Origin of the sequence: Nostoc sp. UHCC 0252 (genome assembly GCF_034931145.1) — a bacterium.
GTDB lineage: Bacteria > Cyanobacteriota > Cyanobacteriia > Cyanobacteriales > Nostocaceae > Nostoc.
The window spans coordinates 29,762-32,751 of the sequence record NZ_JAYGHE010000004.1 but is presented as its reverse complement, the minus strand read 5'-3'; the positions used below and the strand labels follow the sequence as shown (position 1 = coordinate 32,751).

The following is a 2,990-nucleotide window of genomic DNA, read 5'->3' as shown; positions in this document are numbered from 1 at the left end:
CAGGGGGCAGGGAGCAGGGGGCAGGGAGCAGGGGGCAGGAGGCAGGGAGCAGGGGGCAGGGGGCAGGAAATAGAAATTTTATTATTAATGTCTGATGTGTGAGATGTGTGAGCTTTGCATTTTGTATCTCACTTAAAAAGCAAACTGCTGTATATATTTTTGGAAGTTACACATTCGCTGGAAAGACCAAATAAATATAAATTATTTTAAAAAGTACATCTGTCTTAAGGACAATTTGTATAGATGCGAAGCAGCTTAAGGCAGATTATTGTACCTACAACGCTGATTTTTACTCCTACATTTATACTGAGTCTATCGCTTTTTTATAGTTTGTTGAGGTCTTGACACCGCCTACTCTTCCTGTTATGTTACCTTAAACAGGTATATCTATTAAATTTTCCAGCAAAAGCCCCACAAATGCTTAACTCAAATTCCTACTTTTATTTTTGGTTTAGGGTGGTTCACCGGGAGTGAATTAAGTTTCCTAATGGAAACCACCCGGTGAACCGCAGAGCGAAACTCTGCGGTTTTTGTTGTTTTAAGGAGAATTTCATCATCATGACTTATTTGAGTAACTGGTTTTATAGCTTTTACTTTTGGCCCAGAGTAAGTTCCGGGTAAGTAGCGTCATGTTGATGAATCAGAACGCGCCCGGAACTCTTCTAAAGGTTCCGGGCTTTTTTGTGATTGCAAAATAGTGCCCAATACTTAATTTTCAGGAGAATTACATCATGATTAATGCCAAACTTGCCGCACAATCTCATCCGAATCATCAGACAATCGTTAAAATTTCCGAAAAAGTCGCCTTTGGGGGCGAAGAACTAGTAATTATTGGCGGCCCCTGCACTGTTGAAAGCTTAGAACAAATGGAGATAGTCGCTCAAAAGCTATCTACTGCATCTGTACAGGGATTGCGTGGCGGTGTCTACAAGCCCCGCACGTCTCCCTACGCTTTCCAAGGTATGGGTGAAGATGGATTGAGGATTTTGGCAAGAGTGCGATCGCATTACCTGATGCCAGTGATCACTGAGGTGATGTCAATTTCCCAAATCGAAGTTGTCGCCGCCCACGCTGATATGCTTCAGATTGGTAGCCGCAATATGCAAAACTTCGACTTACTCAAAGCTTTAGGACAAGCTGGTAAGCCAATACTGCTCAAACGTGGTTTAGCAGCGACTATTGAAGAATTCGTCATGGCTGCTGAATATATTCTTAGCCACGGGAATCCCGATGTGGTGTTGTGCGAAAGAGGTATCCGCAGCTTTGATGATTACACTCGTAATGTCCTAGATTTAGGGGCTGTAGCAGCACTCAAGCAAATAACTCACCTGCCTGTGATTGTAGATCCTTCCCATGCTGTCGGGAAGCGAGAGTTGGTAGCGCCTGTGGCTAGGGCTGCGATCGCTTGCGGTGCAGATGGATTAATTATTGAATGTCATCCAGAACCAGAAAAATCTGTTTCTGATGCCCGTCAAGCACTCTCTTTAGAAGATATGGTGCGTTTAGTTGATAGCTTAAAGCCTGTAGCAACAGCTGTTGGACGCAGAATATCAGATACTGGGGCGGGTTTGTCACCTGCCCCAATTTTTTGTGCTGCTTAGATTCCAGTTGAGGGCGATCGCTTGAACGACAAACAGCGATCGCCTTTGTAATCGGAGCATAGCAGTTACCTACGAATATAATTTGTAAGGTTCGCCTTTATTACAAAACGCTAGGCGTAAGTTGCTTAAAATTATTAAGGACTTATTTGAGTATTGAATTTTAACTATAAGCTCCTGCTTCACTTTTGACAGTAACAGGTTCTGACACGATATCATCTATCTTATTAAACTCTCCAGCCCGCCAGCTATCTGTTGTGTCTTTGATAAAACTGGCAATGGGAATCGCAATTAACAAACCTAGCACTCCTCCTAACTTTGCGCCCAATAGCAAAGAAATCACCACCCAGACGGGATTTAAACCAGTCAAGTTACCCAAAATTCGAGGTGCAATAAAATTAGAGTTAACTTGGTCGATTGCAACAGCTACACCTAAAACTTCAACTCCTAACCAAAAGTTTTGCAATGCCACTAAAAGGCTTACTATAGCAATACCTACTCCCGTACCAAAAGGAAAGAGAGAAAACAAACCAATTCCGATGCCAAAAAGTAAAGCTAAGGGAACTTGCAACGCCAAAAACACCAATGTAATTGTTACCCCTAATACGGCTCCCAATGTTGCTTGACCAATAAAGTAATTGTGAAAATCCTCTCGCAATAATTCCCGCAATCTTAACCCAATGTTATTGGGAAACCATTGAAATACTCCGTCCCAAAGACGCTCGCCGTTTAATATGAGATAGATAGTCAACACTACCGCCAGCAACACGTTTAAAACAATACCGATGGTATCGACAGCAAAACCAAGAATTCTACCAGTGAAAGACTGAAGTTGGTTAGATAATCGCTCAAGAACTTGGGTAAATAAACCACTTAAATTAATGGGAAGCTGTTGTTGACTTAACGCCCAATCTTGGAAAGTTTGTAGCTGCTGAGTACCAGAATCAATCCAACTGGGCAAAATATTGGCTAGCTCAACAAGCTGTTGGATAATTAGGGGAACCAAGGTAACGCCTAAAGCTACTAAAATCACTAGAGTAAAAAGCAAGACTCCTGCGATCGCTAGGTTACGTTTTACCCCTTGTTCTTGCAAAAACTGGATTGGATAGTTCAACACAAAAGCCAGTAGGATGGCGGCGGCAATAATACTGATCAAGGGTTGGAAATACTGCACAACTTGAAGCAATAGCCAACCGTTGAGAATAATAATCGGAAACGCCAATCCTATAGTTAACCATCGCGGCAGTTTGTTTGCTGATTGCATTAGTGATGACTCCACAAGAGTTATAACTTTATTTTGGCTTCTAGGGAGCGGGAGTGGGGGAGAAGCGGGGGGCAGGGGGCAGGGGGCAGGGAGCAGGGAGTAGGGGGCAGGGAGCAGGGAGCAGGGAG

2 protein-coding genes are annotated in these 2,990 nt (G+C 43.2%); one reads left to right on the top strand and one right to left on the bottom strand.

The features are described from left to right. The first annotated feature begins 731 nt into the window (after positions 1 to 731). A complete protein-coding gene (aroF, locus tag VB732_RS03470; protein WP_323229444.1) occupies positions 732 to 1,601 on the top strand; it encodes a 3-deoxy-7-phosphoheptulonate synthase in 870 nt (289 codons plus the stop codon). Positions 1,602 to 1,761: 160 nt separating this feature from the next. Here aroF and VB732_RS03465 read toward each other — a convergent pair whose 3' ends face one another. Continuing rightward, complete coding sequence (locus tag VB732_RS03465; RefSeq protein ID WP_323229442.1) at positions 1,762 to 2,862, bottom strand: AI-2E family transporter; 1,101 nt, start codon at positions 2,860 to 2,862, stop codon at positions 1,762 to 1,764. Between the last annotated feature and the right edge of the window lie 128 nt (positions 2,863 to 2,990).